This is a genomic window from uncultured Campylobacter sp. (genome assembly GCF_937997595.1).
In the GTDB taxonomy this organism is placed as follows: Bacteria; Campylobacterota; Campylobacteria; order Campylobacterales; family Campylobacteraceae; genus Campylobacter_B.
Window position 1 is genome coordinate 1 of record NZ_CALKTS010000171.1, and the last position, 26,257, is coordinate 26,257.

At 49.0% G+C, this 26,257-nt stretch carries 25 protein-coding genes and 1 pseudogene; 17 read left to right on the top strand and 9 right to left on the bottom strand.

Annotated features, from left to right (window positions below; genetic code table 11):
• The 5 genes from Q0614_RS06105 to Q0614_RS06125 form a co-directional block, all read left to right on the top strand.
• On the top strand, nt 1-765 hold a 765-nt coding region (locus Q0614_RS06105), incomplete at its 5' end, for a threonine/serine exporter family protein (RefSeq protein ID WP_298787278.1).
• A 1-nt stretch (nt 766) separates the two neighbouring features.
• Nucleotides 767-1,258 carry a threonine/serine exporter family protein gene (locus Q0614_RS06110; RefSeq protein WP_298787326.1) on the top strand — a complete coding sequence of 164 codons (492 nt, stop codon included), beginning with the start codon at nt 767-769 and terminating at the stop codon, nt 1,256-1,258.
• Between the two features lie 305 nt (nt 1,259-1,563).
• Nucleotides 1,564-2,682: a hypothetical protein gene (locus tag Q0614_RS06115; RefSeq protein ID WP_298787280.1), complete on the top strand. Its 1,119-nt coding sequence runs from the start codon at nt 1,564-1,566 to the stop codon at nt 2,680-2,682.
• Nucleotides 2,683-2,744: 62 nt separating this feature from the next.
• Nucleotides 2,745-3,062 (top strand): hypothetical protein, encoded by a 318-nt coding sequence (locus tag Q0614_RS06120; protein ID WP_298787282.1) that lies wholly within the window; start codon nt 2,745-2,747, stop codon nt 3,060-3,062.
• A complete protein-coding gene (locus Q0614_RS06125) occupies nt 3,017-3,253 on the top strand; it encodes a zeta toxin family protein (RefSeq protein ID WP_298787285.1) in 237 nt (78 codons plus the stop codon). The genes Q0614_RS06120 and Q0614_RS06125 overlap by 46 nt, the downstream gene beginning before the upstream one ends.
• A gap of 102 nt (nt 3,254-3,355) precedes the next feature.
• Here Q0614_RS06125 and Q0614_RS06130 read toward each other — a convergent pair whose 3' ends face one another.
• Nucleotides 3,356-4,516, bottom strand: coding sequence for a PepSY-associated TM helix domain-containing protein (locus Q0614_RS06130; protein ID WP_298787287.1), 1,161 nt, complete (start codon nt 4,514-4,516; stop codon nt 3,356-3,358).
• Between the two features lie 351 nt (nt 4,517-4,867).
• Here Q0614_RS06130 and Q0614_RS06135 point away from each other — a divergent pair, with 351 nt between their 5' ends.
• The 3 genes from Q0614_RS06135 (at nt 4,868) to Q0614_RS06145 (ending at nt 7,542) form a co-directional block, all read left to right on the top strand.
• A complete protein-coding gene (locus Q0614_RS06135) occupies nt 4,868-5,557 on the top strand; it encodes a hypothetical protein (protein ID WP_298787289.1) in 690 nt (229 codons plus the stop codon).
• A 44-nt stretch (nt 5,558-5,601) separates the two neighbouring features.
• On the top strand, nt 5,602-6,324 hold the full coding sequence (locus tag Q0614_RS06140; protein WP_298787291.1) for a hypothetical protein: 723 nt from the start codon (nt 5,602-5,604) through the stop codon (nt 6,322-6,324).
• A 324-nt stretch (nt 6,325-6,648) separates the two neighbouring features.
• Nucleotides 6,649-7,542 carry a DMT family transporter gene (locus Q0614_RS06145; protein WP_298787293.1) on the top strand — a complete coding sequence of 298 codons (894 nt, stop codon included), beginning with the start codon at nt 6,649-6,651 and terminating at the stop codon, nt 7,540-7,542.
• On the opposite strand, the gene Q0614_RS06150 is transcribed toward Q0614_RS06145, so the two are convergent.
• The gene (locus Q0614_RS06150) at nt 7,503-7,754 is read right to left on the bottom strand and encodes a hypothetical protein (RefSeq protein ID WP_298787295.1); all 252 of its coding nucleotides are present in this window, start codon (nt 7,752-7,754) and stop codon (nt 7,503-7,505) included. The two genes, Q0614_RS06145 and Q0614_RS06150, sit on opposite strands and share 40 nt — an antisense overlap.
• Before the next feature lie 113 nt (nt 7,755-7,867).
• Between Q0614_RS06150 and Q0614_RS06155 the strand changes: the two genes are divergently transcribed.
• The 4 genes from Q0614_RS06155 (at nt 7,868) to Q0614_RS06170 (ending at nt 10,939) form a co-directional block, all read left to right on the top strand.
• Nucleotides 7,868-8,581 carry a vWA domain-containing protein gene (locus Q0614_RS06155; RefSeq protein ID WP_298787298.1) on the top strand — a complete coding sequence of 238 codons (714 nt, stop codon included), beginning with the start codon at nt 7,868-7,870 and terminating at the stop codon, nt 8,579-8,581.
• A gap of 451 nt (nt 8,582-9,032) precedes the next feature.
• A complete protein-coding gene (locus Q0614_RS06160; protein ID WP_298787300.1) occupies nt 9,033-9,206 on the top strand; it encodes a hypothetical protein in 174 nt (57 codons plus the stop codon).
• A 44-nt stretch (nt 9,207-9,250) separates the two neighbouring features.
• Complete coding sequence (locus tag Q0614_RS06165) at nt 9,251-10,357, top strand: alanine racemase (protein ID WP_298787302.1); 1,107 nt, start codon at nt 9,251-9,253, stop codon at nt 10,355-10,357.
• A gap of 141 nt (nt 10,358-10,498) precedes the next feature.
• The gene (locus Q0614_RS06170; RefSeq protein ID WP_297950315.1) at nt 10,499-10,939 is read left to right on the top strand and encodes a pyrimidine dimer DNA glycosylase/endonuclease V; all 441 of its coding nucleotides are present in this window, start codon (nt 10,499-10,501) and stop codon (nt 10,937-10,939) included.
• A 367-nt stretch (nt 10,940-11,306) separates the two neighbouring features.
• Here Q0614_RS06170 and Q0614_RS06175 read toward each other — a convergent pair.
• The 5 genes and pseudogenes from Q0614_RS06175 to Q0614_RS06195 form a co-directional block, all read right to left on the bottom strand.
• Nucleotides 11,307-11,618 (bottom strand): annotated as a pseudogene (locus tag Q0614_RS06175) (formate--tetrahydrofolate ligase); the annotation flags it as partial.
• A gap of 153 nt (nt 11,619-11,771) precedes the next feature.
• Nucleotides 11,772-12,044: a hypothetical protein gene (locus tag Q0614_RS06180; protein WP_298787304.1), complete on the bottom strand. Its 273-nt coding sequence runs from the start codon at nt 12,042-12,044 to the stop codon at nt 11,772-11,774.
• Nucleotides 12,045-12,098: 54 nt separating this feature from the next.
• A complete protein-coding gene (locus tag Q0614_RS06185) occupies nt 12,099-12,329 on the bottom strand; it encodes a hypothetical protein (protein ID WP_298787306.1) in 231 nt (76 codons plus the stop codon).
• A 168-nt stretch (nt 12,330-12,497) separates the two neighbouring features.
• Nucleotides 12,498-13,130 (bottom strand): tetratricopeptide repeat protein, encoded by a 633-nt coding sequence (locus Q0614_RS06190; protein WP_298787308.1) that lies wholly within the window; start codon nt 13,128-13,130, stop codon nt 12,498-12,500.
• Between the two features lie 57 nt (nt 13,131-13,187).
• Entirely contained in the window at nt 13,188-15,827 is a 2,640-nt protein-coding gene (locus Q0614_RS06195) for a hypothetical protein (protein ID WP_298787310.1), read from the bottom strand.
• A gap of 1,199 nt (nt 15,828-17,026) precedes the next feature.
• Between Q0614_RS06195 and Q0614_RS06200 the strand changes: the two genes are divergently transcribed.
• Entirely contained in the window at nt 17,027-17,170 is a 144-nt protein-coding gene (locus Q0614_RS06200) for a hypothetical protein (RefSeq protein WP_298787312.1), read from the top strand.
• Between the two features lie 172 nt (nt 17,171-17,342).
• Here the strand turns inward: Q0614_RS06200 and Q0614_RS06205 are convergent, their stop codons facing one another.
• Together Q0614_RS06205 and Q0614_RS06210 are read right to left on the bottom strand one after the other, a co-directional pair.
• Complete coding sequence (locus Q0614_RS06205) at nt 17,343-18,989, bottom strand: formate--tetrahydrofolate ligase (protein WP_298787314.1); 1,647 nt, start codon at nt 18,987-18,989, stop codon at nt 17,343-17,345.
• A 141-nt stretch (nt 18,990-19,130) separates the two neighbouring features.
• Nucleotides 19,131-19,889, bottom strand: a complete 759-nt coding sequence (locus tag Q0614_RS06210) for an exodeoxyribonuclease III (protein ID WP_298787316.1) — start codon at nt 19,887-19,889, stop codon at nt 19,131-19,133.
• A 67-nt stretch (nt 19,890-19,956) separates the two neighbouring features.
• Here Q0614_RS06210 and Q0614_RS06215 point away from each other — a divergent pair, with 67 nt between their 5' ends.
• The 4 genes from Q0614_RS06215 to Q0614_RS06230 all read left to right on the top strand — a co-directional run.
• Entirely contained in the window at nt 19,957-20,319 is a 363-nt protein-coding gene (locus tag Q0614_RS06215; protein WP_298787318.1) for a diacylglycerol kinase, read from the top strand.
• Nucleotides 20,320-20,700: 381 nt separating this feature from the next.
• Complete coding sequence (locus tag Q0614_RS06220) at nt 20,701-21,906, top strand: PepSY-associated TM helix domain-containing protein (RefSeq protein WP_298787321.1); 1,206 nt, start codon at nt 20,701-20,703, stop codon at nt 21,904-21,906.
• On the top strand, nt 21,839-23,974 hold the full coding sequence (locus tag Q0614_RS06225) for a TonB-dependent siderophore receptor (protein WP_298787322.1): 2,136 nt from the start codon (nt 21,839-21,841) through the stop codon (nt 23,972-23,974). The genes Q0614_RS06220 and Q0614_RS06225 overlap by 68 nt, the downstream gene beginning before the upstream one ends.
• 222 nt (nt 23,975-24,196) lie before the next feature.
• Nucleotides 24,197-26,257, top strand: a 2,061-nt coding sequence (locus tag Q0614_RS06230) for a molybdopterin-dependent oxidoreductase (RefSeq protein WP_298787324.1), incomplete at its 3' end; no start/stop codon positions are given.

Sequence of the window (26,257 nt, forward strand, 5' to 3'; positions counted from 1 at the left end):
ATCCAAGAGCTTACCAATTTTCTTAGCGAATACACCGCCAAGATGCTTAGTATCGGCACTTACACCGCGCGCATCGAGCGCTGCGTGCGCAGGATAGCCGACGCTTACGACTATGAGGCGAGCCTGATGATCTTCGTGCGCCACTTCATCATCAGCGTGATGGATCCTGCGGACAACTCCATCCGCCGCACCTACGTCAAAACGGGCGCTGCGGCGCAGATCAGCTTCGATCTGATCTCGGAGCTAAGCGCGCTTAGCTGGGAAATTTACGACGAGAAAATCTCCCTTGCGCGCGCCAGAGCCGCATTTGCAGAAATTTTAGCCTCGCAGAAGAAAAGCTTTGCCAAAACTCTCGTTCTGCTCAGCGTCGCAAACGCCGCATTCTGCGAGCTGTTTGGCAGTGACGGTGGCGCGATGGCGTTAGTTTTTGCGGCTACGGCTTTTGGAATTTGCGCCCGCCATCTGCTTAGCAAACTTAAAATCAACCTAAAAATCCAATACATCGCAGTTTCGTTCGCAGTATCCTTCATCGTCTCGCTAGGCGCTCGCTACGGGCTTAGCGCCACGCCCGACGTCGCCGTGGGATCGAGCATACTCTTTTTGATCCCCGGCGTCTGGCTGATCAACTCGGTATTTGACATCCTAAACGAAAATATGCTCGTAGGCATCAGCAGAGGGCTAAACACGGGGCTTTTGATCATCTGCATCGCGATCGGACTCTTTCTGACGCTTAGCATCTCAAATTTGGGGCTCGTAAATGTTTGATATAGCGCTTTTGGTATTTAAGGATGCTTGCTTTGCCGCTGCGGCGGGGCTCGGGTTTGCGTATGCGTGCATGCCGCCTAAAAAGACGCTTATTTTCTCGGCGCTGCTTGCGGCGGTTGCGCATTCGTGCAGGTTTTTACTGATTCAAAGCCAAATTTTTTCGATCGCCGCCGCGACGCTTTTTGCGTCGTTTCTGATCGGCGTTTTGGGAATGCTCTGCGCCAAGCGCCTCAAGGTGCCCGCAGAGATCATCGCCTTTCCCGCGCTGCTTCCGATGATCCCCGGCATTTACGCCTACAAGGCGGTTTTGGCGCTGTTTTCTTATATCAAAGCCGCAGGCACACAGCAGAAGCTCGCCCACCTCATCTCGTTTTTCGACAACGCCCTCGCCACGGTCTCGATCTCGCTGGCGCTCGGCACGGGCGTTTCAATAACGCTGCTAATTTTCTACGAGCAGTCCTTGATGATCACTCGCGGCGCAAGAGGCAAATAGCGCTAAGCAAGAAATTTTAAGCAGACGCGACGGGTAAATTTAAATTTTATCATCTTCGCTAGCGAGGTAAAATTTTATAAATTTACTGCCTTTGTCGCGAAAGTAAAATTTAGTTATATCCGCCATTTATCGCTCATTATTCGATATTTATTTTATTGTTTTCTCTTTTTCATCGTAGTAATATCCCATATAGCTCAAAAGTATATTTCTGTAGCCCAATATAATTTGTTGCATAATTATAAGAAAGATAAATGCTATAATTAGAATGTATTAAAATACTACAAATTTCTTAGAAAGGACTTGAAATGGCTTTAACAGAAGAAGATATGAAAATGTGGCAGGGCGTAAGCGATCATTTGACGCGAATGGAAAACGACGCCGAATATTGCAAAAAAATAGAAAAGCAACTTTATCGCGGTGCTCCAAAAAAGAGTATTGAAAGAATACGACAAGCAGGTATAAGAAATAGCCAATCAAAGTTAGTAAGCGCAATAAAAAAGATTGATTTCAGCTCTAATGCCGAATTGATAAAAATTCAAGACGAAGCGATTGCTCTTGCTGAAAATTCTTTGGAGGATTTTTTAAAAGAATATAATGAGCACCCTAATACCACAGGTGGTCGTTATATTTGTTCCGATACATTCAAAGAACTTTTTCCTTGCTTTGAAGCAAAAGAAAATAGAGCTCTAGTAAATGACGCGATACATAATTCCTCCGCTGTTTTGGCGGCGACGCAGTTTGAAGAGGTTCTGAAACGCGATGAGCCTAATAAAACCAAAGCAATTTTCATCACCGGAATTCCTGGAGCCGGGAAAACAACCTCGGTTAAAAATTGTATGACCGATGATAAAGTTAAACTTATTTTTGAAGGGCAGTTGGCAAACCCGGCGCCGACTATTCCAAAAATAGAGCAATGCTTGCAAAAGAGATTAGACGTTACAATTGCTGCGGTGCATATAGAGCCCGAAAAAGCTTTAGACAATACTTTTAAGCGCTTTAACGAATATGGGCGCGGCGGAAGTATTGAAGTTATGTCTAGCATCCAAGGCAACTTGCCGAGCGGTTTAAAAAAGCTAAAAGAGCATTTCGGGGATAAAATTAATATTATCGCCATTGATAGAAATAGCGATAGAAATAAAATTTTAACCGATGAAAAAGAGATCTACAAATTAATCAGTATCGGCTCAAAAGAAGAAATTTTCAAACGCTTAAAAGTCAAATTAGATCAAGATTTTCAAAAAGGCAAAATCGACAAAGCTTGTTTTGCTCAGGCGAACGAAACGAAGCTAAATAAAATTATGCCCAATCGAATTGACCCGACTGAAATCGCAAAATTTAAAAGTGAGCTAGAGCAAAACGCACGCAAAGTCCTTAACTCAAGCAAAAAAGATAGAGATAGATCAGGCGGAATAACATTAAGTTAATATATTTTCTATTAACTTAATACGATATATAAGATACTTGAATAGTACGAAAGGATTAAAAAATGAAAAATATTGACACTATCCAATGGGATTACGCAATGAGTGGAGATGAGCTAGAGGCAGTTGTAGCTGAAGCTAAAAGTGCAGCCTCCAATTCATTTGCAAAATTAGCAAAAATAGGTGTAGATGGCTGGAGTGAAAACTTATGGATAGAATTGAGTAAAATTAAAGAAAGAATTTTTGATGAAAAAGATAAAACAGAAGAATACTGGGATAATAAAATCACGGAACTTATGGACGCTTTGGAAAATAAATACGGAAAGGATTTGTATAAATGGCAGACCTTGAAAAATTATCAAAATTTAGTCAAGAAGACGTAAAGCGTGTTTCTGAAGAGGTGTGGCATGAAATATCAAGATATTGTCATCATCAAACTTCCACGCCAAAACTTTATCTTATTGGTGGTCAACCTGGCGCTGGAAAAAGCACCACAATAAATGATTGTATTGCGATAAATCTTGATGATTGCTGCTCCACGCCATCGAGCATACAAAATTTTTCTAATCGTTAAATCAGAGCTTTTCTCGACCCCTTCGGCAAATTTCATCTCAATGCTTTGTAGGTATTGGACTCTCTTGCGCCGCTCGTCGTGCCTCTATCGCCAAAGTAAAATTTAGCTGAGCTTTTCTGACTTAAACGCCCTTTTTACCGTCATATAAAAGCCGCTAAAGATAAAAAGCGCCATACAAAGCGAAACGAGCGACCATAAAATTTTACCCGCGAGCCCAAAAAAATAGCCCGTGTGAAGCTGATAGTTCGCGTCTTTAAACTCGCCCACGGTGATACCATCCGTTTGCTTCTGCTCCGCGACCTTGCCCTCCTTTAGCTTCACGCTCACACCTTTTGGACGCGCAGTGGCAGGCGCATCAGGCTCGTAGTATCTGATGCTCATCTTATCTCCGGCTGCGAGCATTAGGGTAAATTCTTTATACTCTATGCCACTTGATCTGAATATCTCATAAGCCCTCTGCGCGTCGCTAAATTTATACGTAGCGGGCTTTTTGCCCTCCTCTTTAGCAGGTGCGGCGGCGTGATCTTTAGAAGCGGCGGCTTTAGGCGCGCTAGCTTGCGGTAAATTTTGAGAGCTAACGAAAAGCTTCATCACCGCATCGTTATACCAGCCGTACGACCAATTAAGCCCGGTTAAGCAGATAAGCAGGTAAATCACTGCACTTAGCGAGCCTAGGCTCGTATGTAGGTTATAAAAAAGAGCGTATTTTTTGAGTTTAAAATTTGGTCTTATAGCTTCGATAAATTTGCGCCTAAGCCTTGGGAAATGCAGCCAGACGCCGCTTATTACGAGCAGTATCATCGCCACGACGCTCGCGCCTACGATCTGTTTACCGACCTCGCCTGCAGTTTTATTGCCGCTTAGCGCTAGGCCTAAATTTCGATGCAGCGCCATCACCGTTAGCACAAAGCCCGTGCCGCGATCCTTGCCGATGATCTGCGCAGTGTATGGATTGACCAGATACGCATCATTTCTGTTTGCGTAAATGACGAAGGCTTCGTCATCGCTTTTGGGCACGACGAGCCTTACGGGCTGCTTAGCGCCCGTTTGCTCGCTAAAGCTTTGCAGGATTTTCTCCACGCTTTGCATTTCGCCTGTTTTTTCGACCTTTTTAGAGTCCGCGTTTATTAGCGCCTCAAGCCCGTGCTGATACGACAAAATCGCGCCTGTAATGCCTATAATAAGCAGCGGGATAGAAAAAACGATCGACAAAATCAGATGGACGTTAAACAAAATTTTATTGCGCTTCAAAAGCGAGCTCATTGTAGATCCTTGCGAGATAAATTTAATCTTTATTTGATTGAGGTTCGCAATTATATTGTGCGATTTTAAATATTTAGATAATTATCATTAAGATTTAGGCTGCGAAATTTTAAGGCGTGTTATGATATCACAAGAGCGCCTAGGTACCTCGCGCAGCGTCATAAACCGCGCGCCGTAGGATTTCAGAACCAAAATTTAATCCGCCTTTCGCGCGGCAGGATCACGCCGGTGAGGTAAAATTCTAAGCGCGATTTATAAAAAAACGCGCTTAGAATCTCGTAAATTTAGAAATTTTGCGCTAAAATTGCCAAAGACGCGAGCTTGCGTAATCCAAAAAACAAGGTCATTATTATGTCGCAAAGTGTAGTCGAGTTTGCTTCGATAATCCTTTATGTTACGATAGGCTTTTGCCTTCTTGTTTCATTGCTTGATAAAAACAGATCATTCAAAACCGTAGATCACGGAACTCTGTTTATCTCCACCGATCCGCTTTTAAAAATGCAGATGTTTATAATATTCCTAAGCTTCGGTGTAGTCACTCTATCCAGCCCGCACGTAGCAAAACACAACGGCAAGCCGATACCTTGCTTTTATACCCATGATAAAGTTTGCTCGCAAGAGTATAAAGCGGCGGGCATAAATTTAAGATGCTTCGAAGAAGGCGATCCCAGATGCGTGGATGGGTATCTGCAAATAAGCGAGCCTAGACTAATACTTAGCAAAATCGGATCGGTCTGCATCATAATTTTTTCTTTTATCGTGCTAATTCAAAAAGGAATCAGAATAGATAAAAGCGGCATCTGCAAAGAATGGGAGGTTTTGCCGTTTAAACATACGGAAAGGATAAACTTTGACGAGATGAGCTACGCCGTAGGGTTTATAAGAGGCGTAAAAATAATCAGCATACGAGGCAAAATTAGCGGCGTTAAATTCGGGGCGGGATTTTTATATGCACGAAGGGATATAGATTTTTTGCAAAATTTTATATCCGAAAAGCTCGCTGAAATTTCAAAAGCTGAAGCAGCCGAGCAAAACGCCTAAATTTAAATATATCGTCGTAAAATATCCGAAGTGAAAGGAGCCGCATGAGGCTTTTGTATTTTGTACTTTTTGCAAATGTAGTGCTATTTGTACTTTGCGGTTTAAAAAACTTTCTGTTTGAAAGCAGCGCTTCTTATAAAACCGTGCAAAATGGTGCCTGGCTCATACCGCCTAGCCCTATAGCCAAATTTACGCTCGTCATATTCCTTTTATCTTGGGGGTCAATAGTGGCGTTTGACGAGCCCTGGATAAAAAGGATAAAAGGTAAAGGTAAAGTTACATGCTTTGACGCAAACGACCCTTTATGTATAGACGGCTTCTTGTACAGAAGTGGCGATGAGACCGCACTCGTGATCGCTATGGGCATTGTTTTGATACTTATATCGCTATGGCTATTAACCGAAAAAGGGATCATCATAGACAGCCGCAGTATAAGGAGAGAATGGGAATGTTTGCCGTTTAAATTTAGCACAAAGATCGATATAGAAAATGCCCTTATGGAAAAAGGGATGAAGGGCGAGATGCCGATTTTAAAAATAAAAGACGGGCAAAGCAGCAAAAATTTTACGCTCTCATTCCCATACGCACAGCAAGATATAAAATTTATCGAAGCAGAGATAAGAAAGAGGCGCTATAAGATGATGAAAACAAAAGAGGCGAAAACTCCCCTTAAATCCACACTCAGAAAAACTATAAGCTTAAAAGGCGCGAATGAGCGCGCAAACATAGAAATTCTAAAAAACGACAAAGAGGGCGCGGGCGATTAAATTTTAAATTTAGCCACGCGCGAGCAATAGCTATAAAAATTTATGACAAACCGTAGCAAAGCGGCATAATGATCGCGCGAGTAGCAGCCGTAAAATGTACGCGTAGTGAAGCGGCGGCAACAAGTGCGCGAACAAGTGCGCGCAAGCCCAATATAAGCCTAAAAAGACGAGCCGAAAGCTTAAAACGAGCCGGGCGCTTAAAATTTAACTCGCGATCTTAAAAACCAAAATTCCAAACCGCTCCGTCAAAATCGTCAAAATTTAGCCTATTTTTTACCTAAAATTTCGTAAAATTACGACTTTAAATTTTCAAAAAGGACACTGATGAATAAAAGTTTGGAATTCAGAGCCGATGTCGGAATGCTCTTCGTAGCGATCGCTTTTGGGCTCGGGTATCTGCCCACCTCGCAGGCGCTTGCGAGCAACAACGTCTTCGTGCTGCTATTTTGGCGCTTTTTCGCCGCGAGCATCATCGCAGGCGCGATATTTTTCCCAAAGCTCAAGGCCATAACTTCGCGCGAGATCAAGCACGGCGCGGTGCTTAGCCTGTTTTTATTCGCGGGCTTTACGTCACAGACCTTCGCTTTTAAATTCGCGCAAAGCTCCTCCGTAGCCTTCATCATCGGCCTAAACGTCGCGCTCGTGCCCTTCATCGCCGCGGCGCTGTTTAGGCATAAAATTTACTCCTACGCCTACGCGGGCATCGCGCTTGCGATCGCTGGGCTCTATCTCATCGGCGATACGCAACTAGGCCTCGGTAAGGGCGAAGCGCTGGCGCTAGTTTGCGCCTGCGCGTATTCGTTTCACATCGTGCTGACCAACCGCTTCGTTCAAAGCTGCGACGTAGCGGGCATCGCCTACGTACAGATCCTCTGCCTAAGCGTGCTTTGCTGCTTCGCGGCGATCTTTTTTGAGAGGGTCAGTATCGTGCCGGTGATGGATAAAAGCTTTTTCGTCGCGATGGCGGTGATCTGCCTGCTGGGAACGGTTTTCGGCTTTTTTGCGCAGGCCTTGATGCAAAAATACACGACGCCCGTAAAAACCGCTCTGTTTTTCACGCTCGAGCCCGTAACGGCGGGTATTATGGGCGTATTCGTGGGCGGCGAAAGGCTAAGCGCGATGCAAATTTTAGGTGCGGCGCTCATCCTATCTGGCGTTTTGATAAGCGAGATCGGAAGCTACCTTGGCGCAAAACGGAGCAGATCCGCAGACGTTTGATTTTGCGGCGGCGTAAATTCCATAAATTCCACGCCACGTGGAATTTTGCGCCATAAAATTCCGTGCTGCATAAAATTTGCACGCAGAATTTCGCGCTGTATAAAATTCTGCGTCTTTAAAATTCCACAGCGAAATTCTATGCCGCGCATAATTCTATATCGCGCGGAATTTCGCGGCGTCTCTCGCAAGGATACGTTAAAATTCCACGACAAAATTTCGTATTAAAATTTACCCAGCAGAGGCGTGCGGCGAAGCTTTAGTGATAAAATTTCATTGCTTAAGCGATACAATAGTAAAATAATGAAATTTTAACAAAGGAGCCCCTATGAAAAAAATCATCCTTCTTGTTGCCGCGCTTGCGGGCATATTGTTTGCCAAAAGCGTAGAGCTAGAGACGCCGCCCGATCATAAAGACGGCGTAAACCACCTGGAATTGGTGCTGATCTTAGATAAATCAGGCTCGATGAGCGGGCTTGAGAGCGATACGATCGGCGGATTTAACTCGATGATAGAAAAGGAGCGCAAAGAGGGCATCGACGCCAGCGTCACGACCGTGCTTTTCGATACGAAATTTAATGTCATCCACGACCGTACGCCGCTTGCGAAGGTCGAAAATCTAACGTCTAAAGAGTACTACGCCAGCGGCAACACCGCGCTACTTGACGCCGTCGGCAGCACGATAGCACGTATCGAGCGGGTACCAGACATCTATGCCAAAAACAATCGCGTGCTTTTCGTCATCATCACCGACGGGATGGAAAACTCAAGCCGCGAATACTCCAAAGCGCAGATCAAAAAGATGATTAGCGACAAGCAGGAAAAATACGACTGGGAATTTATCTTTTTGGGCGCTAATATCGACGCCGCAAGCGAAGCGCGAAGCATCGGTATCAAAAGCGAAAACGCCCTAAAATACGAGAATTCCAAAGAGGGCGTGAGTAAAAATTTCGAAGCAGCAGCCGAGATATCCAAAGACGTAGCGACCGATAATAAAGCAAACTCGAAATGGCGCGACAAGGTGCTACAAGATAAAAAATAGCGAGGCGCGCTAAAATGAAGTGCCGCTGCTAAAACGAGCGGCGGCGTGAAAATAGGCAGCGATGTGCAGCGCGCGGCGCAAAACGAGCTTTAGCAAAAAACGCGGGCGGCGGTGCAAACGAGATTTATCAAAAAAATGCGAGCGGCGGCGCGGAAACAGAGACAGCAGCGCAAAACGGCTAGTCCGCCGGGTCGCTTGCCGAAAAATTTAATGCGAATATGCGCCGCAAGCAAAAACAGGCGCGCGAGGAATAAAACTGCGTGAAGCGGAGCCGAAAATTCCGTGAACCTAGCGGCACGGCGCGCGTATTGATTTTTACTCGGTGCATTTTAGAATTTTATTTTGATTTTTTCATGTGCCGCGCGTTATTGCTTTTGCCGGCGCTGCTTTGTTGCGGCAAGAAAACGCAAATTTGCTCGCTAAATTCAGGCGCTTCGCGAAGGGCGCCGATTTGCAGCGAGCAAACCGCTATTTCGCAAGCAGCGACAAATTTACGGCGCGCAAATTCCATATTTTGCGAGAAGCGCGCAAATTCCGCTTTTTGCAGGCGATAGATAAATTTTGCCCTTCGAAAGCGGCGCTAAATTTTAAAATTTCGCCGCCGCAAAACGGGCGCAGCTACTAAGCGCGGCTGTATTAATTTCGTAAATTTAACGAGGAGGTGAGCTTATGATGGTATCAGAGATCGACACGCCGGCGCTGCTGATTGATCGCGAAATCGTGCTTCGCAACCTGCAAAAGATGCAAAACTACGCAGACGCCGCGGGCGTGAGCCTGCGCCCACACACCAAAACGCACAAAATGCCCTATTTCGCGAAGCTGCAAGAAAGTCTCGGCGCTGCGGGCATCACGGTCGCCAAAACGGGCGAAGCCGAGATCATGGCGGCAAACGGGCTGAAAGATATATTTATCGCAAACGAGATCGTGGGCGAGCTAAAATTTCAGCGCATCGTCGCGCTTTTGCGCGCGGGGATAAACTTAAGCTTCGGCGTCGACAGCATAGAGCAGGCGCACCTGATAGAGCGCGCCTTTGAGCGCAGCGGCACGAAGGCCTGCGTGCTTGCCGAGATCGAAGTGGGCGAAAATCGCTCGGGCTTCGTAGAAAAGCAGGATTTCGCAGCGTTTATAAAATTTCTAAAAGGCTGCAAAAATATCGAATTCCGCGGCGTATTCTCCCACGACGGCCACTCCTACAAGGCCGTCTGCAAAAGCGAATGCGAGCGCATCCATCTAACCGCGCAGCGCCGCACGCTGGAGTTTGCGGATATCGCGCGCGAGCTGGCTCTGCCCGCACGCGTCGTTAGTATCGGCTCGACGCCCTCGCTCATAAATGATTTTGAAATTTTAAAGGGCGTCACCGAGATCCGCCCGGGCACATATATCTTTATGGACGCCTCGCAGGCGCAGGCGTACGGCAATTATTCGATGAACGCCGCAAGCATCCTTACGACCGTCATCAGCAGACCTACGGCGGATCGCATCATCACCGACGTCGGCGCCAAGGGGCTCACGCAGCAAAGGCGCACCGAGGGCTTCACCGCCACGCCCGGACTCGGGCGCATAAAGGGCACGGATGTGTGGGTGAGCGGCGTTTACGACGAGCATGCGATCATCTACCACAGAGCGCTGCGAGACGCCGTGCGCGTAGGCGATCGGCTCGAAATTTATCCAAACCACATCTGCCCCGTCGTAAATTTGCACGAGTTCGCCTATCTCGTTAGCGGCGGCGAGATCGTAGAAAAGATCCCCGTGCTATGCAGAGGCAAGCTGCAATGAGCGGGAAATTTAGAGGCGCGGCGAGGTAAAATTTAGCCTCTAATCTAGGGCGCGGCCAAATTCAAGACGCGAATTTATCGCCGCTCAGGCTGCGGCGCAAAGCGCGCCGAATTTGACGACGAAATTTAACGAAAGACGAAAATGAGACTTTGGACGATAAGCTTTAAATATCTCGACGCAAAGGGGCTCGTGGCGCTGTGGCGCGAGGCGCTGCTAGCTAAAAACGTGCTGGCTGGGCTTACTAAGGGCTACAAAAATCACCCGCAGCTCGACCGCTTTTACGCGCATGAAAACGCGCTAGAGGCGATAAATGCGTATCTAGCGGAAGTTTATGAGGAGGGCTGCGCTCGCGGGTATAAATTTGACGCCGCGAAGGTGGGCGAATTTGACGCGCGAAATTTGGCTAAAATCAGCGTCGCTCGCGGTCAGATCGAGTATGAATTCGCCTTTTTACAAAAGAAGCTAAAAACGCGCGACAGAGTAGTTTACGAGCGAAATTTAAGCGTAAAAAATATAGAAATCGCAGGCGTTTTTGAGGAGGTTGCAGGCGAGATTGAGACGTGGGAGAAGGTTAAAATTTAGCTCTGTTTCGCGCAGGATTTTTGGCTTGCCTAAGCAAATTTGATCAATAAAAACGCCGAAATACGTTACGTCTATTTTCCCCTAAATTTGACGTAAAAATCTCAAATTTTAAAAGGCGAACCTACGTCAAATTCTCGTCAAATTCGCCTCTGTTTTTAAAAATCAAAGCCGATCCGCAAAATCCCGTGCTTAAAATTTATCCGCAAGCGAGCAAATTCAGCCAAATTTTGCAAATCGGTAACTCTACTCCGCTCTCATCTGAGTGCCTACGAATGCTAAGCTTAAATCGCGACTAGGCCGGTAAGCTAAGCTTAAACTCCAAGGCGGGCGCGCAAAAAAATGGAGGCGCAAAAAATAAAATTTCAAATCACGCCAGCCCGCTTATTACGCCATCGCTAGTGATCTTCATATTTAGCGCGTTAGGTACCTTCGGTAGCCCCGGCATAAGCATTATCTTGCCGCAGACGGCGACGATGAAGCCTGCTCCCGTGCGGATCTGAAGGTCTTTGACGCTGAGTTTAAAGCCGCGCGCTCGCCCGAGCGCTTTGGCATCGTCGCTGAAGCTATACTGCGTCTTTGCGATGCAGACGTTTAGCCGCTCAAGCCCCAAAGCCTTGATGTGCTGTAGCGCCTTTTGCGCCTCGGGCTCGAAAACGACCTCGCTCGCGCCGTATGGTTTAAATTTTACTTCGCGGCGGCGGGCTATCCGCATTCAAAAAGCGGCGCTCATTGCATGATAAAATTTCGCCGCCTCGCGACAGCTGTCAAACGGCGCATTAAATTTAAAATTTACAAAACGCAAAATTTCAAAATTTCGCGCAGAGAAGTATCTCTACACGGCGCGCTGCCAAATTTCTACGCAAAAGCAGCCCTCGCAAAAGCGGTATATCAAGCGGTAGCCTGCCCGCCGCGCACTACGACGTATTACGCGCAGCACGAAGCCGTGCGCGATCACCGCCGTGTCCGTCTCTAGCAAAGACGGCACCAGATCAAGCGCGCGCCGCCGTTCCTCTTTCGCGCTTGCGCCGCTAGGGTTCATGCCGCACAGCCACAGCAGGCGCGAGAGCACGAGCCAACAATCAAACGGCATTTTTATTAGCGGCACGGGAAATATTCGCAGATTAAACTCGCGCAAAGCCTCTAGGTGCTCTATGTCCCGCTACGGGAATAGCTTTTGCGCCGTAAGTGCGGCGCGCGGCAGCGGAGAGGAACATACTCGGCTTATGCGAGCGAGCTTTTTGTATGCGGCGCTGCTTTTAAATTTGTCGGTTTGCCACAAAGCTAAGCTTTGCGTAGCGTCATATAGGATCGCGCGCCGTGCCGCTTCTGCGGCGTCGCATACGCCGCGATCGATCAGCGGCGTAACGTGGCGGATCAGCGCTAGCGTCATTATCTTGCCTCCTAAAATACGAGCCCGCTAAGAGCTTGCGTCGTTATGTTTCCGCTTCTACAGGATACTTGATGTTTAGATTTGCGCTATTTATGCGAAATCCGCTAGGGTTCTTGCTCCGTAGCCACGGCGAGCGCGAGAGTCTGCTTCAATGCATAGATTTGCGGGCTATTTAAGCCTTTCGTAGCTTTCGCATGAGCTTTGCCATGCCTTTTCATGTTCCGCTACCGAGCTCATAAATCTATCCTTGCTACCCAGCTCGCAGGCTTTTTTATAGTACTGTACGGCTTTAACATTATCTATGCCCTCGTAAAGACGTGCTAAATTTAAACACGCAAGCCAGCTGTCCACGATATCCATATCGCAACCGCGCACATAGTAACCTACGCCCTTTATAGCATCTTTGCGCACGCCTCTGCCTCTGATATACGCAGAGCCTGCGTTACTGCAGCCTATCGCGTGCCCGTCATCGCAGGCTTTGTCAAACAGCTCCGCCGCCTTCGCCTCATCGCGCGGCATCCCCTCTCCGCTTTGATACAAAATGCCTAAATTTACGCACGACTCCACATCGCCGCCTTTGCAAGCTTTGACGTATAACGGCGCAGCCTTTAGCAGATCTTGCGGCACGCCCCAGCCATAATTATAAATCTGCGCCAACGCCCCGCACAACTTCATATCGCCCTTATCGCAGGATTTTGTAGCCCGGCTTATATCGTCTGCGGTGATTTCAAAATTTTCGGCTAGCGCGAAATTTGCAGCAAGCGTCGCGATAAGCGCTAGAATTAAAATTTTATTTTTCATTTTAGTCCTTTTTGATTTTTTAAGATCGCCCGCCAAGCCTAAGACGCGGATTTATCGTTAAGGCGCAGTTTGATTGCTAGAGTTCGGGTTCGTTCTCGCCCGCTCTTTGCTTTTTAGAGCCTCGTAAATTTCATCGACGCCGCTTAAATTTTGATCCAAAACCTCTCTCGCCTTTTTTAGCGTGCGTGCGCCAAAAATCCCATCCTGCTTGGCTCCGATGCTTTTTTGGATATATAAAATTTTATCCTTTTGCATCGCAGCGGAATCCTTAGTCGCCCTGGAAGCGGAATTTGAAGCAGGGCTTTCAGAGCCGCTAGAGCTTGCACTCGTAGAATTTTCGTCTACAGAATTTACGCCATCACTCGCAGAAGCGGAATTTTCGTCCTCAAAAAATGTAGGCATCCACCCTCGCAGCAGCCATGCTGCGCCCGTTTTCGGCACATAGCCCGTATTTGCCGCGCCTCCGTAGATTGCGCTAGCTAAAACGGCGCAGAGCAGAGCTTTGCAAAAGCGAGCAAACGCCGCGCCGCCCCTGCCGCAGCGATACTCTCGCGGAATTTTACGAGCTTTTACGGCACACCGTACTGCGCTTGCCAGCCACAGCGCCACACCGCCTAACAGCCCCACAGCGGCGATTACCGCGCCGCACGCAAGTGCCCAAAAATAATGCTCCGCAAAGATCATCTCGAAGCAGCCCTCGCACGCCAGCGCAGCCGCTGCGATGAGCGCGCCTCCGCCTATGCACCACACCGCGCGGTCATATCGCGGACTTAGCACGCCAAGCGCCCCAGCCATCGCTCCGCCCAAATCACGAGCGCATTGCTGCGAAATAAAGCCCTCACAAACGCGCATAATCGCCGCGGCGAAACTCTGCGCGCAATCCTCGCGCAAAGAACGTGGGAAAAAGAATTTCTTTAATCGTGCAAAGGGCGAAATTTTAGAATTTGACGAGGCAGGGCTTTGCGTATTCGCGCGATTTTTAAATTTTGCAGCGGCGAGGTTTTTGGAATTTGCGGAATTGATTGCGGCGGAGTCTATGGAATTTGTGGAATTTTGAGCATTTAAGACACTTAAATCTCGGTAATCTCGCTCGCCGCGTAATTCGTAAAGACCCTCCGCAGTGCGATCAGAAGTGCCGCTTAAGCCCTCTTGCGAGCCGGCAAAATTAGGTCCATTCTGCGCGAGAGCTTCGTCGCTTTGCTGCCTAGCCTCAAAATCGCCGGCAGAATTCTCTCCACCTTCCAAAAAATCTGCCCCTGAAAATTTTATGCCACCGCTCACTCCTCCTGCGAACCTGCCTTGCTCTCCGCGCAACCCCAAGCGATTATCTTCCGCGCCCATAGAATTTGCCGAAGCGCTCGCGAATTTCGTGCCCGCAAATTTTACGCTCGCGCCGCCCTCGAGATTTTCTTTGCGCGAAGCGTCTTTTGCAAGGCTCAAAGCGTCGCGATCAGCCGTGCCGCGGGCAGAATTTGCAAAGTTAAAATGTCCATCCGCGCCGCGCAATTGCTCGAGATTTAGCGTCTCGCCGCGCAGCTTAGCACTAGCTAGGCGCATCGCCGCATCCAGCGCAGGCTTCGCGCGAAATAGCGCAAAAAGGCTTTGCGCATCGTCCCACCCTAGCCTAGCGGGTGCGCCGCGCACCGCCGCAAGCTCCGACGCAAAAACTTCGTCAAAAAAGCTGGGCCTTACGAATGTCACGCCGCCGAAGCACGCCGCATCGTAAGCCTTGCCACAGACGGCAAAACTCAAGCGCAAAAAATCATCCTCCGCGCTAAATACCGCTTCGCAGCCGCCCTGCACCGCTCGCAGCGAGCTTAGACGAAATAAAAGTCTGCGCGCAACAAAGCCTACGCCCTTGCTGCATAAAAACTCCAGCAGCTCGCGCCCGAAAACCTGCGAGCTAGCGCCTATGCTGACGCTCGGGCGGGCATAAACGGATATTTTGCCGGTGCGAGTGAAATACCCGCGCCCATCGCAGTGCTCGCAGCGAAAATCGCCCGCACCGCCGCACTTTTCGCAGCGTAATCTGCCCGCACCGCCGCAAGTGGGACAAATGCGCGAGCCGCTACCGCCGCAGCTAGCGCAGGGTATGAAGCGATAGCCCATAGAATTTGACGCAGAGCCTGCAGAATCGCCTCCAGAAAGGCCGCGCGCATGAGCGTCCGTAGAGCTTAAAGCCGCGCGGCTATAGCCACCGGCGCCCTTGCAATCGGGGCAGATCAAGCGCCCGCGCCCGCCGCAGTTAGCGCACGGCGTCTTGCCTGCGCCTTCGCAGGCTTTGCAGCGCCTCCTGCCCGATCCGCTGCAATGCTCGCAACGCAGCTGAACGCTAAAGGGCTTAAAATCGTGAAATTTTATGATCTGATCCGCATTCGTAGCGGCTTTTTGGGGATCTGCACGCAGGCGTAGCATAAAGGCCTCGCTTAGCTCTGCATCAGTGCTTGCCGCATGCAGACACTCGCGTGCGTGAGCTTCGAACTGCGCGACGTCAGCGAAATGCAGCTGAGCGCGCTCACCGCCACTTATCTGCGAAACGCTAAACTTGCCAACAAAGTCATAACGCACGCCAAGTCGCACGCTAAATTCGTAAAACTCGCGATCAAGCTCGCGCAGATCGGCGCCACCGCTACGCGCTAGTGCTTTGAGCCTAGCGACAAACGCCGCCGCCAGCCCCTCTTTATCCAGCTTGTCCATGATCGCTCCTTTCTTGCGGACGCGCCACAAAGCCGCGCCGCATAAATTTTAAAATTCCTTTATTAAAATCCTGCGAATTTTAGCATTTCATATAATTATACCGCGAAAGGGAATTTTAAAATTCCAAAATCTCACGCAGGATGGAATTTAGCACCATTGCGCGCCGTAAAATCTTGCTGCAAATCAAAACTCTAAAATAGAGCTCGACGCAAAATCTCGCACTGCGGGGCGGCGACGTACATAACTGCCGCAACAAATACGGCGCGAATGGATCGCAAAACGGAGTCGCCCGGCATACAGCGTCCGAGTAATAGCATGGGACATGCAAGACTTTAATTCCGCAGCAGCGCATAATTTGGCTCGCGACGATGTACGACACAGCGTAACGCGAAGCAAATTTCACGCCTGCATAAAATTTTAAATTTCACGGCTAGCTCGTACGTACGCACAGCATGAAATTTAAAATTTTACGACAGCTATGGCGCGGCGTGCAGCGACCTAAAATTTTACGACAAGCAGCATCGCGCAAATTTCAATCCCGCGACAATCAGGCGACGGGTTGCGTGTAGTGCAATTTAATTTACGAGCGCATAGCGGCATATAGTCGTCGCACAAATTCAGTTCGCAGCGAGCGACACGACGCGAAAATTCATTGCCGTGACGCAGCGACTCGTAAAATTTAGCTCTACGATATCGCGGGTTATAGCCGCCTGCGCCTTTGCAAGCAAAGCGGATCAGACGTCCGTGCCCACCGCAGGCGCTGCACGGTGGTTGGTAAAATTTAATCTAGGCTCTGCAAACCTCCACCAACATGACTGATCGCACGAGCGTAAAATTTAGCTCGCCTGTCGCATAATTTAACTCACGGCGGCGTATGTCGCGGCGCAAGCGCGAATTTTAGCTCGTGCGGCGATCTGCTGCGCGACCGACGGATTAATTTGACGGTGCGCTCGACATGAAATTTAGAATCTCGTAGCAATACATGACACTGTGCGCGGCCGCGTGAAATTTTAAATTTCACGGCGAGCCCACGCGTTATGAAATTTTAAATCTCGCCCCGATGAGCTCGCAAGCTCGCGGCCGGCTCGGTTTAAGATCTTGCGCCCGGTTTTTGCGCGGAATTTTGCGAGCGAAATTTCAAATGCTAAACCTGCACGGGTTTCGCGCCGAATTCTGCGTAGAATTTTACGCAGAATTTGATGAAATTTCGCGGGACGAACCTGGCGCGCCGAAATCCGACCAATCCGACCAATCCGACCAATCCGACCAATCCGACTAATCCGACTAATCCGACTAATCCGACTAATCCGACTAATCCGACTAACCAAAACTCGACCGGCTAAAACCCGGCGCAATAAAACCGAGGCATAGCAAAACTATGATGCACTAAAACCGGGGCGCGATAAACTCGTCGCAACCTGTAAGCAAAATTTATCGCCGCCGAAGCTCGCAGCTAAATTTTACCGCCCAAGCGCGAAATTTTCGGCTTTGGTTTTGAGCGCCGAAAATAAAATTTCACGCCAATCCGCTTATTACGCCTTCGTCCGTGATCCTCATATTTAGCGCGTTAGGAACTTTTGGCAGCCCCGGCATCAGCATTATCTTGCCGCAGACGGCGACGATGAAGCCCGCTCCCGTGCGGATCTGAAGGTCCTTGACGCTGAGCTTAAAGCCGCGCGCGCGCCCAAGCGCCTTGGCATCGTCGCTGAAGCTATACTGCGTCTTTGCGATGCAGACGTTTAGCCTCTCAAGCCCCAAGGCCTTGATGTGCTGCAGCGCCTTTTGCGCCTCGGGCTCAAAAACCGCCTCGCTCGCGCCGTAAATTTTAGTAGCGATCTTTTCGATCTTGCTTGCCGTATCGTCGCTAAGCTCGTAGGCAAATTTCAGCTCCTTAGCGCGCTCGCATTCATCTATGACGAGACGGGCTAGCTCAAGCGCGCCCTCGCCGCCTTTGGCGAAATTTTCGCAAATCGCCATCTGCGTGCCGCGCTGCTTGCAGTAATCGCGCACGAAGGCAATCTCCTCGTCGCTATCAAAGCTGAAGCGATTAAGCGCCACGACCGGGTTTAGCCCGAAGTTTTGTAAAATTTCGATATGCCCGCCTAAATTTACGATGCCTCTTTGAAGCGCGGCAAGATCAGGGCTCGCGATACTTTCTTTATCCGCACCACCGTTGTATTTAAGCGAGCGGATCGTGCTAACCAGCACCGCGGCGTCCGGAGCGATGCCCGCGCGGCGGCACTTGATGTCGATAAATTTCTCAGCCCCGAGCTCGCTTCCGAAGCCCGCCTCCGTCACGGCGTAATCTGCAAGCGAGAGCGCGAGCTTGCTCGCCATTATGGAGTTGCAGCCGTGCGCGATATTTGCAAAGGGTCCTCCGTGCACAAGCGCGGGCGTGTGCTCAAGGCTCTGGATGAGATTCGGCTTCATCGCGTCTTTTAGCAGGATCGCCACGGCATCCGCGCAGCCCAGATCGCGCACGTATATCGGCTCTCCCTGCGTATCGTAGGCGACCATGATGTTTGCGATGTTTTCCTTAAGCTCGGCAAGATCGTTCGAGAGGCACAGAACCGCCATTATCTCGCTGGCGGCAGTGATATTAAAGCCGTCCTCGCGCTGCACTCCGTCGGTGCGCCCGCCCTGTCCAACGGTGATGTGGCGCAGCGCGCGGTCGTTCATATCCATGCAGCGCTTCCATAAAATTTTATCGATCTTTAGCGGGTTTTCTTGATACAGCGAGTTGTCGATGACCGCCGAAATGAGATTATTTGCGGAGGTGATCGCGTGAAAATCGCCATTGAAGTGCAAATTTAGATCATCCATCGGCACCAGCTGCGAGTACCCGCCGCCCGCAGCCCCGCCTTTGATGCCAAAAACTGGCCCCAGCGACGGTTCACGCAGCGCAAGGCAGACGCTTTTGCCCAGGCGTTTTAGCGCGTCGGCTAGACCGATAGAGGTCGTCGTCTTGCCCTCGCCAAACGGCGTCGGATTGGTCGCCGTGACCAAGATAAGCTTCGAAGCGCGCGATCGCGGCTTGATATTTAGCTTGGCTTTGTAGTGGCCGTACAGCTCGATCTCATCCTCGCCAAGCCCCAAATTTTTCGCAACGTTTGAAATTTTATCCGGCTTCGCCGCATTTGCTATTTCGATATCGCTCAACATCTTCTCTCCTTAAATTTAAAATTTTATCGCGCAGCGTTTGCGCACCGCCTCTTTAAATCCGCGCATTAGCTCGCGCGCTATGCGCACCTTAATCCGCGAGCCGCGCAAGATCAAAGCTTGCAGGCGTGAAAGTTGCCCCGGCTAAATTTCGATCTCGATGCCCACGGGGCAGTGGTCGCTGCCCATCACGTCGCTTAGGATGAAAGCATCCTTTAGCCGCGAGCGCAAATTTGCCGAGATGAAAAAATAATCGATCCGCCAGCCTACGTTTTTGGCACGCGCGTTAAAGCGGTAGCTCCACCACGAGTAGGCGTCCCGCAGCTCGCCGTGCGCGGCACGGAAGGTATCGATGAAGCCCGCCGCCTCCACCTCATCTAGCCACGCGCGCTCGATCGGCAAAAAGCCCGAGGTTTTGGAGTTTGCTTTGGGGTTCGCAAGATCGATCTCTCGGTGCGCGGTATTTACGTCGCCGCAAAATATCACCCCGAGCCCCTGCTCCGCGAGGCTGCGCGCGTAGGCTAGGAATTTTGCGTAAAATTCCATCTTGTAGGCTAGCCGCGCCTCGTCCTTTTGGCCGTTGGGAAAGTAGATATTAAAAAGCACGACATCGCCGAAGCGGTGCTGCAGCACGCGCCCTTCGTCGTCGGGGAAAAACAGCGCCTTGCTCGTCTCGCTTTTAAATTTCGCTAGGCTCGCCACGCCCGAATATCCCGCACGAGCGGCGGAATTTAGATCGATCTGAGAAAATCCGAGCTCATAAAGCCCTTTCGGAGCGTCCTTTTCGCTCACCTTGATCTCTTGCAAGCCCAAAAAATCGGGATTTTGCTCCGCAAGCCACGCAAAGCCGTCTTTGCCGAGCACTGCGCGCAGCCCGTTTACGTTCCAACTAATCAGTTTCAAATTTAGCCTTTGGCGTAAAAATTTTGGTATGATTATACGAAATTTTGACTAAATTTAAAGGAAAATTATGCGCAATCAGCCCAAATACCGATTTTTTGCCAACTGGGGCTACGCGATGGCGGGTCTTGCCGAGATGCTGCGCAGCGAGCGTAGCTTTAGACTCGAGCTTTGCGTGTTCGTGCCGCTTCTGCTGTCGCTATTTTTTTGGAATTTCGGCGCAGTGCTAAATCTATTTTTTATCTTCGGCGCGGTCTTTACGCTCACAACCGAGTGCATAAACTCCGCCGTCGAGCGCGCGGTCGATCTTGCCACGAGCGAAATCCACCCGCTAGCTAAGGGAGCTAAAGACACCGCAAGCACGGCCGTGATGATGAGCCTATTTCTCAACGCCGCGCTGTGGGGATATGCGCTTATCGGTAAATTCTTTTAATCGCGTGATTGCAAATTTCGCGATAAAAGATTTAAATCGCTGCAACGCAGAGTTTTTTTGGCGAGTGCGGAATTTGCAAGCCACTTGAGTCGTTGATCGTCCACGCCTGCAACCCAAACACGACCCTGCGTGATATTGAAATTTTAAAATCCGAAATTTGCTTTAAATTTAAACTCTCCTGTGCGCGAAAATTTTAATATTCGCTCGGCTCTTAAAATTTTAAAATAGCTTTTAAAAATTTCTATAGATAAATCATTCAAGTAAATTTTACGCCGTAAAATTTTAGCTAAAAAATTATAATGACTTTCAAGATGCTTTAATACAATTTTCACTAAAATCACGCCGTCTTAATTAAAATAATTTTCAAAAAAAAGGAAAATTTTGTCTAAATCCTTTCACAAAATCTCGCGCAAATTTCATTTGTGGCTATCTTTGATATTTTGCATACCCCTTATAATCGTATCCGCAAGCGGCTCGGTTTTAGTTTACGCGGAGCAGATCAATGAAGTTTTGCTAAAAGACAAGGTGTTTAGGACGCAAGAAAGCATAGCGAAATTCCCCGTTAGAATGAAATTTAGTACCCTGCAATCCGAGATAAAATCCAAATTTAAAGAGTACGCGATCATGGGCTGGAGCATCGCGCAAGATGCTTCAAAGACCGATAAAATCAGACTTTCCTCGCAGAAGCTACAAAAGCAGGCCCTAATTTACCTGGACGCCTTTAGCGGCGAGATAAAAGGCGCGTCTATACCGCGAGCTCATGGCTTTATCGGCGCGATAAATAAACTGCACGCGGAGCTGTTTTTAGGTCGCGGCGGTAGAATTTTTGCAGGCGTTGTAGGGCTTAGCGCGCTACTTATCGGCATTAGCGGCTTTTTTATCTACAAAAAATTTTGGCAAAACTTATTCTCGCTGAGGCTAGATCGGGCCATATATTTTATGCGCGGCGCTCACCGCCTAATCGGAGTCGCGAGCACTCCCGTAATGTTTGCTATAGCTATAAGCGGAGCATGGTGGGAGCTAAGGGCGGTAACTTACAAGCCGCTCGCAAATCCATGTGGCGCGGTCTTGCAGAATTTTAAGACCGAGCAAAATTCCACCGTCGCGGCATCAAACGGAGCGGTAAGCATGAAAGCGGCGCAAAATCTTGCGACGCTAGATGAGGCATTAGCGCGGATAGCGGTTAAATTTAAAGAATTTCGCTCCACCTATATCGCCTTTCCGCTCTGTTCGGGCGGCGCTTTTACCGTATACGGCTTCGAGGCGGGGCAAAACCCGCTGCAAAGCCCTTACGCGAGCCGTATCACGATATCAGATACAGGCGAAATTTTAAAAGCGGACTTTATAAACGATGCGGATTTTTCGGACAAACTTCAAGACGGCTTTCATCGCGCCCATGCGGGCTCATACGGCGCAATAACGAAGCTTATATGGTTTTTAGCGGGGCTTGCGCCCCTATTTTTAAGCATTTGCGGATTTTACATAACCCTAAAAATAGAAATTCTAAAAGGAGAAAGTTATGAAGAAAGTATCTCTTTCGCTCGTAGTCGCATTAAATATGCTAACTTCGCTTTATGCGGAAAATAACGCCACTGCGAGCACCCCGGAGGACTTAGGCACCATAGAAGTGCAAGATACCCAAAAGCTCCGTCGCGACGACAGAGATTATGAGGCTAGAAAGCTCGTTAAAAGTACCACCAGGCTCGATCTTACGGCGAGAGAAACGCCCCAGTCTCTTACCGTGGTGACAGAAGCCAAGCTAAAAGATATGGGGATAACCGATTATCAGGTGCTGATGCGAAATATCGCGGGCATTATGAGCGGGCGTATGGATGAGAGGCTCTATCCTACGGCGCGCGGATTTAGCATAGATTATTATCTGCTTGATTCGATGCCTAGCTTCGGAGGTTTTAGCCTCGGGGCGAACGATTTAAATTTACTGCCATATGAGCGCGTTGAGGTAGTAAAGGGTGCGAACGGATTATTAGCAGGCGCAGGAAATCCCGCCGCGAGTTTAAATTTTATCCGTAAGCACGCAGATTCCACCATCCCAAAAGGTTATATAAGTCTAAACGGCGGCTCATACGACAAATACGGGCTTAAAACCGATGTGCAAAGCCCGCTCAATCAAAGCGGTTCGGTGCGCGGACGCCTAGCGTTTATGCATGAACGATCGCACTCTTATATGGACTATTACAATCGTCGCAATACTGCCGTTTATGGCGTATTAGATATCGATGTAACAGACGATTCAAGGCTGAGCTTTGGCTCATTTTATCAGACTCTACGCCGACATGGCACGCGCTGGGGCGGAATGCCCGCGTTTAACTCGGATGGTACGCGCACGCACTTCGGCAAAAACAAAATTTTCTCTCAGCCTTGGACGCGATACGACATCTCTACGCTTGATTTTTATGCCGATTTTAAACAATATTTCTCAAACGAGGCGAGTTTAAGCTTGAGTTATTCGTTTCGTCGCGCTCATACCGATTCAAATTTGCTCTATTATGGCGGCAGGGTAGGCCCTGGCGGCATCGGAAACGTCGCCGATCTTAGCGTTTATGCTAACAAGCGCGAAGAGAATATCCACAATATCGATGCCTATGTGAATATCCCTTATGAATTTTTCGAACAAGATCATGAATTTGTATTTGGTGTGATGTATAATCTTTACAAAAAAGGATCTGATAACGTAAGTAGCTACTGGAATAGTCGAAACACTCCGGCAGGCCTTGCTTATGCCGCGCGCACTAGAATAAATTTTAACGACCTTCATATTGAAGATCCACGCTTACCGTATGTAGATCAAAATAATGCCGATCGAACTATTCAAAAAGCAATTTATGCCGCGAATAAACTCTCAATCACCGAGGATTTAAAGCTCTTATTAGGAACGCGGATGAGTTACTATAAATATAAAATTACAGGTGGAGCAGATAATAGAAATTTTACCCGCGAAATTACTCCATATGCAGGGATCACCTATGATTTAGACGATCATCATACCCTTTATGCAAGTTATACGAGTATTTTTAAACCTCAAACCTACAAGGACAAAAACAATAAATATCTTGATCCCATCCAAGGCAAGGACTACGAAGCGGGCATCAAAGGCGAGTATTTTGACGGCGATCTGCAAGCAAGCCTGGGCGTTTTTAAGATCATCCAAGATAAGCTCGGCATCCGCACCGACGAGTATATCACGGGCACAAATTCCTACGCTTACAGGCAGGGTCGCGGAGTAACCAGCAGGGGCTTTGAAGCGGATGTAAACGGTAAAATCACCGATGCACTAAGCCTAAGCATGGGGCTAGCGCACTACAAAGCCAAAGATGCTGACGGCAATATCTACGCCAGCGACTCCTCCCGCACCAGCGCAAATCTTTTTGCAAAATATGAGATCGGCACATTTAGAATCGGCGCAGGCGCGATGTATCGCTCAAAGATTTATTCCGACTCGCCATACGGCAGGATCGAGCAGAAAGCTTACACGATTGCAAACGTAATGCTAGGCTACAAAGCGAGTAAAAACCTAGATGTGCAGCTAAACGTCGATAACATAACCGATAAGCGCTATTTTGAGGGTATTGGTTCTAATCGAATGATCTACGGCGATCCGCGCACCTTCAATCTAAGCCTTACGTATAACTTTTGACCCAAATAGTCGCGGCGGAATTTGTCTAATGCTTAGCTCGAATAGAATTCCATCGCGACGCCATAGATAAATGGCAAATTAAGCCTAAATTTCGTAAAATCACCGCTAAGACGCGAGGTCGCGTAATACGTTATAAAGGCAAACGATGCAAAGTTTAACTCCATAAATCCCGCTAAATTTAAACCAAATCAACCATCAAATTTAAATTTAACGGAGACAACCATGAAAAGACGAGATTTTCTAAAACTAGGCGCGCTGGCTGCGGCATCGGCGCAGGCAAAGCAGTTTGACGCGGCGGCGCAGGCGATATTTGACGAGCAGATGGGGCTTTGCGCGAATAAATTCGGTGCGTTTTACGTCCAAACCATCGGTGGCAGGGTCGTTGGCACTGAGCCCTTCGAAGGCGACGCGATGCCAACGGTGCTAAACAACGCTCTAAGCGATCATATCCAAAACGAAACGCGCGTGAAATACCCATACGTGCGCAAAAGCTTCCTTGCTGGTCCCTCAAATCCAAAGCCGGAGCTTCGCGGCAAAGAGCCCTTCGTGCGCGTTAGCTGGGACGAGGCGATAAAGCTAAGCGCCAAAATTTTAAAAGAAAACTTCGATAAATACGGCTCAGAGGCCATTTACGGGCAGCTTTATCAGTGGGGTAGCCTAGGAAAGGTCGGCCACTCGCAGCGCACCGCAAAGCGCATGCTAAACGCGCTAGGAGGCTACGTGAGCGAGCTTGGCGGCTATTCTTACGGCGCGGCGACGGCGTTTTTGCCTCACGTGACCGGTTCTATCGATCCGACGCATAATCCTACGCGCTGGGAGGGCGTGGTAAAGGAGGCCAAAACAATCGTGTTTTGGGGCACGAATCCAGTCGTATCAAACAAGATCGCTATCGGCGTACCGATGCACAACTCCTACGCCTACTACGAGATTATGAAAGAGAAATTTAAAAAAGGCGAGATGAAAATTTACAGCGTCGACGTTTATCGCAACGAAACGGCGGAGTATTTCGGCGCGCAGTATCTAGCCGTGCGCCCTTGCACCGATACGGCGATGCTGATCGGGCTTTGCGAATATCTTTACGAAAACGGACTTTACGACAAAGAATTTATTGAGCGCTACACGGTCGGGTTCGATAAATTTAAGGATTATTTCACAGGCGCGAAAGACGGCGTGAAAAAGGATCTAAAATGGGCGAGTAAAATTTGCGGCGTGAGCGAAAAGGAGCTAAAAAATCTAGCGGATACTCTGGCTAAAAAAGATACGCTCATCGTCACGGGCTACTCTATCCAGCGTCAGCACCATGGCGAGATGGCGTATTGGGCGCTGATCACGCTAGCTGCGATGCTAGGCGACATCGGCAAGACGGGGCGCGGCTACGTGATGAACGATCAGATGCATAAAAACGCCGATATCAGCTTTGTTGCACCTAAGCTTCAGGCTTTTAACCCGGCGGTAAACGAAAAATACATCGCCCCGCAAGGCAAGCTAGCCAAAGCCAAATACCACGAGATACCAAACAGCAGGCTCATAGACGCGATCATGGAGCCTGGCAAGCAAATCGAGCGCAACGGCAAAAAATACGTCATGCCGCACATCCGCGTGATGTTTAACGCCAACGGCTCGACCTTCACCCGCCACCCGGACACCAACCGCGCGGTAGAAGCGATGAAAAAGATAGAGGCGATTATCACAACCGAGCCTTTTTGGACGAGTACAGCAAGGCTCAGCGACATCGTGCTACCGGCAGCTCTTGAGTGCGAGCGCACGGATATCGAGTTTGCAAACTCGACTAGCGAATACCTTTTTGCGATTAAACCGCTAGTAAAGCCCGCAGGCGAGAGCAAGAGCGACTTTGAGATCGCGCGGCTCATCTGCGCGCAGTGGGGCGAGGGGTACGAGCAGGCCTTTAGCGAGGGCAAAACGGAGCTTGAGTGGGTGAGGGAAATTTACGAAAACGCCGCAAAGCAAGCCGAGGGCATGGGTATAGCGATGCCTAAATTTGAGGAGTTTTGGCAAAAAGGATATGTCAAATTTGATAAGATCGACGAGAAAAAGCGCTACTTTACAAACTACGCGGACTTCCGCGCCGATCCCGAGAAAAACGCGCTAAAAACACCGTCTGGCAAGATCGAGCTCTACTCCGAAGCGGTCGAAAAGCTAGGTTATCCCGACTGCCCGCCGCACGCGACGTGGATGGAGCCGTTTGAGTGGCTGGGCGGCGACGTGAGCAAGTACCCGGTCGCCATCAGCGGCGCGCACTCTAAATTTAGGCTCCACTCGCAG

Bases quoted from the DNA above. Each gene is read 5' to 3' on its own strand.
- Q0614_RS06195 (WP_298787310.1), bottom strand. From the start codon at position 15,827: ATGGACAAGCTGGATAAAGAGGGGCTGGCGGCGGCGTTTGTCGCTAGG.
- Q0614_RS06165 (WP_298787302.1), top strand. From the start codon at position 9,251: ATGATGGTATCAGAGATCGACACGCCGGCGCTGCTGATTGATCGCGAA.
- Q0614_RS06130 (WP_298787287.1), bottom strand. From the start codon at position 4,516: ATGAGCTCGCTTTTGAAGCGCAATAAAATTTTGTTTAACGTCCATCTG.
- Q0614_RS06215 (WP_298787318.1), top strand. From the start codon at position 19,957: ATGCGCAATCAGCCCAAATACCGATTTTTTGCCAACTGGGGCTACGCG.
- Q0614_RS06125 (WP_298787285.1), top strand. From the start codon at position 3,017: ATGGCAGACCTTGAAAAATTATCAAAATTTAGTCAAGAAGACGTAAAG.
- Q0614_RS06205 (WP_298787314.1), bottom strand. From the start codon at position 18,989: ATGTTGAGCGATATCGAAATAGCAAATGCGGCGAAGCCGGATAAAATT.
- Q0614_RS06120 (WP_298787282.1), top strand. From the start codon at position 2,745: ATGAAAAATATTGACACTATCCAATGGGATTACGCAATGAGTGGAGAT.
- Q0614_RS06200 (WP_298787312.1), top strand. From the start codon at position 17,027: ATGAAATTTCGCGGGACGAACCTGGCGCGCCGAAATCCGACCAATCCG.
- Q0614_RS06135 (WP_298787289.1), top strand. From the start codon at position 4,868: ATGTCGCAAAGTGTAGTCGAGTTTGCTTCGATAATCCTTTATGTTACG.
- Q0614_RS06170 (WP_297950315.1), top strand. From the start codon at position 10,499: ATGAGACTTTGGACGATAAGCTTTAAATATCTCGACGCAAAGGGGCTC.
- Q0614_RS06140 (WP_298787291.1), top strand. From the start codon at position 5,602: ATGAGGCTTTTGTATTTTGTACTTTTTGCAAATGTAGTGCTATTTGTA.
- Q0614_RS06225 (WP_298787322.1), top strand. From the start codon at position 21,839: ATGAAGAAAGTATCTCTTTCGCTCGTAGTCGCATTAAATATGCTAACT.
- Q0614_RS06115 (WP_298787280.1), top strand. From the start codon at position 1,564: ATGGCTTTAACAGAAGAAGATATGAAAATGTGGCAGGGCGTAAGCGAT.
- Q0614_RS06190 (WP_298787308.1), bottom strand. From the start codon at position 13,130: ATGAAAAATAAAATTTTAATTCTAGCGCTTATCGCGACGCTTGCTGCA.
- Q0614_RS06145 (WP_298787293.1), top strand. From the start codon at position 6,649: ATGAATAAAAGTTTGGAATTCAGAGCCGATGTCGGAATGCTCTTCGTA.
- Q0614_RS06185 (WP_298787306.1), bottom strand. From the start codon at position 12,329: ATGACGCTAGCGCTGATCCGCCACGTTACGCCGCTGATCGATCGCGGC.
- Q0614_RS06155 (WP_298787298.1), top strand. From the start codon at position 7,868: ATGAAAAAAATCATCCTTCTTGTTGCCGCGCTTGCGGGCATATTGTTT.